Annotated in this window: 6 protein-coding genes; 1 reads left to right on the top strand and 5 read right to left on the bottom strand. The window is 49.3% G+C overall.

Features of this window, described 5'->3' with window-relative positions; translation table 11 throughout:
- The coding region (locus tag A3751_RS22820; protein ID WP_231876881.1) for a putative solute-binding protein at positions 1-375 on the top strand (375 nt) is incomplete at its 5' end.
- A gap of 89 nt (positions 376-464) precedes the next feature.
- On the opposite strand, the gene A3751_RS11505 is transcribed toward A3751_RS22820, so the two are convergent.
- Genes A3751_RS11505 through A3751_RS11485 form a run of 5 tightly spaced genes read right to left on the bottom strand, consistent with a single transcriptional unit; the run spans position 465 to position 4,107 of the window.
- A complete protein-coding gene (locus A3751_RS11505; RefSeq protein WP_068455999.1) occupies positions 465-965 on the bottom strand; it encodes an arsinothricin resistance N-acetyltransferase ArsN1 family B in 501 nt (166 codons plus the stop codon).
- Positions 966-987: 22 nt separating this feature from the next.
- Complete coding sequence (locus tag A3751_RS11500) at positions 988-1,410, bottom strand: copper chaperone PCu(A)C (RefSeq protein WP_082863204.1); 423 nt, start codon at positions 1,408-1,410, stop codon at positions 988-990.
- Positions 1,411-1,421: 11 nt separating this feature from the next.
- Complete coding sequence (gene hemH, locus A3751_RS11495) at positions 1,422-2,522, bottom strand: ferrochelatase (RefSeq protein ID WP_068455996.1); 1,101 nt, start codon at positions 2,520-2,522, stop codon at positions 1,422-1,424.
- Positions 2,522-3,286 (bottom strand): envelope biogenesis factor ElyC, encoded by a 765-nt coding sequence (gene elyC, locus A3751_RS11490; RefSeq protein WP_082863203.1) that lies wholly within the window; start codon positions 3,284-3,286, stop codon positions 2,522-2,524. Before elyC ends, hemH begins: the two co-directional genes overlap by 1 nt.
- Before the next feature lie 2 nt (positions 3,287-3,288).
- Positions 3,289-4,107 carry a DUF2914 domain-containing protein gene (locus A3751_RS11485; protein WP_068455993.1) on the bottom strand — a complete coding sequence of 273 codons (819 nt, stop codon included), beginning with the start codon at positions 4,105-4,107 and terminating at the stop codon, positions 3,289-3,291.
- Positions 4,108-4,381 lie beyond the last annotated feature (274 nt).

The following is a 4,381-nucleotide window of genomic DNA, read 5'->3' as shown; positions in this document are numbered from 1 at the left end:
CCTATGGAAATGTACAAAGGATTAGAGCCATCCGGCGGCATTATTAAGTGGCCTAGCTTACAGATCACGATGCAACTTATCGTTCGCTGGGAAAAGGTACCTGAAGGCTTTGCACAAAACTCGCGTGAACTCATGGCCAGCAAATACAAGGATCAGATTCGCAAAATTGTGGATAGCGAGTTAACCATTCCAGAAAAATATTGGATAGACATCAATGATAAGACCAAAGATAACTGGAACGAGTTATTCCGTGAAAGCCGCATCGCATTGCGCGACAAAGGTGTCTATGACGGAAAAGCGCTTACCCTATTCCGCAAGGTACGCTGCAAAATTGACCCTGCGTTAGCGGAATGTACATCGAAAGATCGCGAATAGCGTTTCTAGAAATAGGCCTCTCGACAGACAAAGAGCCTCATTCGAGGCTCTTTCAAGAAAGTAGGACATTCAACGCAAGCCGTGTTTAATTAGAGAATACGCTGCCAGTAACCAACATCAATCCATTGATCAAACTTACGGCCGACTTGGCTCAAGTGTGCCACTTTCTTCATCTCGAACTTTTCATGTAAAGCGATACTACGATCGTTGGGCAGAGCAATACCCGCGAGAGCAACATGAACGTCCGACGCCTCCAGAGCTTCAAAAAGCGCTGAATATAACAGCGAACCAACCCCACGCAGAGCAATTTTCTGCTCAAGATATACGCTCACCTCAACCGAGTGGCGATATGCAGAGCGCTCGCGCCACGGAGCCGCATAAGCATAGCCAATCACTCGACCATCGATCTCAGCAACGAGCCAAGGAAGACTGTTCGCAAATACCTGTTCAAGGCGTTGCGCAATGTCTTTGCTGCTGACGCTTTCCTCTTCAAACGTGATGATCGTGTGGTCGACGTAATAGTTGTAGATCTCACTGATCGCATGCGCATCCTCTAAGGTGGCGCTGCGACAAATTAGCGATGCGGACATAACACGGCAGTCCTTTTAATACTTAAGGCTTATGGACTGTAAACAGATGGCTTTGGACGCCGCTCTCGGCAAACTCAAGTAGCACTGGCACCTCTTCACCCTCTTGCAATGCGCGAGTTAGACCAATCAACATGATGTGCTTACCTTGCGGCTTAAGTTCAACCGTTTCACCTGCCGAAAATGCGATGCTCTCAATAGGGCGCATGCTCATCATACCGTTTTCCATCGTGGTCTCATGGATTTCAGCCTTGGTCGCGATCTCAGTTTTAACTGACATCAGTCGATCTTTCGCATCACTCGTAATGTGAGCATATGCAGCGGTCATCCCTGCATTCGGCGGCATTAATCTTATCCATGCATTCTCTAACTTTGGCTGCGCCAAGGCGACGTTCGCCCCTGCCAACATCGCACAACCCAACATCACCGTTATTACTCGATTCAGCATTATCTCTCGTCCTATTTTTCCGCTTTATTATGGGGGTGCTTATCGTATCGGAGTTGCCTCGCACTATTGTCGATAGAGCATTCGCCATCATTCAACCAGCTACCCGCCTCTTCTCGAAGTATCGTCATTAACGCTTCAATATGTTCAGGCCGGTCATTCAGCGCTGGTATATATTCAAAGCGCTCACCACCAGACTCCATAAAGTACTCTTTATTTTCTCCTGCAATCTCTTCGAGCGTTTCCAAACAGTCTGCGGAAAAGCCCGGACAAATAACCTGAACTGATTTCACGCCCTGGTCAGGCAAGGCCTTCATCGTTTGATCAAGATAAGGATGCAGCCACTGAGCCTTTCCGAAACGAGATTGAAAACACGTCATATACTCGTCTTCGTTAAGGCCAAGGCGTGTCACTAACAAGCGTGTCGTAACATGGCACTGGCAGTGATAAGGATCGCCCTTCAACAAGAATTGCTGCGGTACACCATGATAGGAAAGAACCAATTTATCGGCTCGTCCATGCACTTGCCAATGCTGTTCAACGCTCTGAGCAAGCGCCTCGATGTAACCAGGATGCGTGTGATAACTGCCAATATAACGAAAATGTGGCAACCATCGGCGCTGGGTAAAATCTGCTGCTAGCGCGTCAAACACAGAGCCCGTTGTGCTCCCCGAATATTGCGGATACAGCGGCAAAACGATCATTTTCCGACAACCCTCGCTGAGCATATCATCGACGACATTGCTCACACTTGGCTCCCCATAGCGCATCGCTAGCTCGACCTGAATATGCGCCCCGTATTCAGCGCGCATCCGTTCTCGAATAGCGTGGGTCTGATCCAGCGCATGCAACATTAACGGAGAGCCTTGCTCCGTCCAAACCTCAGCATAGGCTGCCGCAGATTTCTTCGGCCTGATCCGCAGAATGATTCCATGCAGAATGATCATCCATAGCAATCGGGGGATTTCTACCACTCGCGGATCAGATAAAAACTCAGCCAGGTACGTTCTCAAAGCTTTTGCGGTAGGCGCCTCAGGCGTACCAAGATTGACTAGCAATACGCCCAGTTTGTCTGCTTGTTTGTGCGAAAAATCTTCAAAGCCTTTGTAGGCCATTATCCATCCTCTTTGCCAAATTGCTTCAGTCTGGCCCAAGCCATCCCCAAATACTCATGCCACGCGGCTTCGGTCAACTGCAGATGACGCGCCCTTGGCAACCAGTCTCTCCAGTACGTCGGACGCTGTCCGGCGGTTTCATAGTTCGCTGGAGCAGCAATGGGTTTAAGACCCTGTTGCGAGAATATCGCTATGGCCCGAGTCATATGCAGCGCCGATGTCACTAAAGCGAAAGACTTTGTTTTCAGGAGTGCTTCCCATGCTAGCGCTTCTTCTCGCGTATCTCGGGCTTCTGACGCAAGTAATATGTCTTGAGAATCAACCCCAAGTAGCTGAGCGACCTCTGCCGCAACCTCAGCATGACTTCTCGAATCGTAGCCGCCATACCCTGACAGCAACAACTTAGCACCTGGGTTCTGACGATATACTTGAATACCCGCCACCAAGCGCGAAAGCCCCGTTCGGTTCATTTGGCTTAACGTTGGAATCCGCGGATCAGTATGATGGCCAGAACCGAGCACTACCACATACGACACAGGCTGCTGCGCATATTTTGGATATTTGAATTCCAAAGGCTGGGCAATGGCATTCGCAATAGGTTGAACAGAAAGAAGGTAAAGCGCGATCAACGCAAAACACAGACAGCTCGCCGCAAGCCGTTTCGATTTTCTATAAAAAAGCCCTGCACTGAGAACAAGCAGAAACAGCACGATCGGTATTGGCATCAACAACCCACCGATCAACTTTTTTAAGCCAAATAACACAGTTAGCGAACAACTTTAAAATTCGCCATGGCATAAAGCTCGCCTTGTTCATCTCGCACTTGCACTGACCACTCTCCGGTCATGTGTTGGTCAATAAACTTACTCGAGTAACTTCCCTGATCTTTCGATGTCACCGGAATTCGGACACGCGCATAGCGCTTATCGCCTCGATGCCACTCGTGATAGAGCGTAACACCTTCGATATCCTGCAGCTGCGTGTGCAACACAACCTTGATCAAGTCTTCGCCATTCATGGGCACTTCATAACCTAAAATATTGTCTGGCTGACGCTTTGCATCTACATTGCTTGCCAACGTAGCGGCACGAATCCCGGGGTGCAAGGTTGTCACTGAAGAAACAGGTGTCATGGAGTCATTGTTACTTAACGAGGCTGCACGAGGCGCTTCCGATGGAGCGCTCTTGGTTACTTCTGCGCCTTGCGTTACTGGCGCTGATGATGCTTCTGAGATGTCATCCTGCTGACCAGCAACCACTGCGACGCGTTGTTTCTCTGGAGCACTATCAAAACCCGCGACCTCCTCAACGGAAGCGACAACCGCATTGGTTTGAGGTGCTTGTATCGAACGCACAAGTTCTTGTTCGGCGATACGGCGCTGCTCAATAACACTCACAACACGCTCGTCCGAGGCCGGACTAAACAGCGTGTGCAAACCTGCAAATGCGAGTGCAAAGACACCACCAAACATCAATGCTAAGCGCCCCCAAAGTACTTTTGTCTCTTCGTACTGGGTGTAATCCTCTTTTGGTGGCGGCAAGGGGCCAACGGGTATTTTCTTTTCACTCGGCATGTCTTTAGGCATGAGTAATCCCAATAAGTTGTATCAATCTGACGTTGTGACAGCACTGCTGGTCGGAATAAACAGTAATGATCGTTGTTATAATGTTGCAGGCCAAAGTTTACTCAATGCCGCACTCGGTCACAATCGCGCACCAGCCTGCACCAGCATTAAATCCAGCTCATGAAACTGGTTCTCTCGCGCAATACTCAATGCCGTTTCTCCGGATTGCGCGATAAAATTCACATCCGCGCCGGCTTCAAGCATGGGCTTAACGATCAGCATATTATTGTCAGCG

It is taken from the genome of Oleiphilus sp. HI0080, from assembly GCF_001635135.1.
The sequence above is the reverse complement of the archived record's forward strand: the minus strand, read 5'-3'. Positions and strand labels throughout refer to the sequence as shown.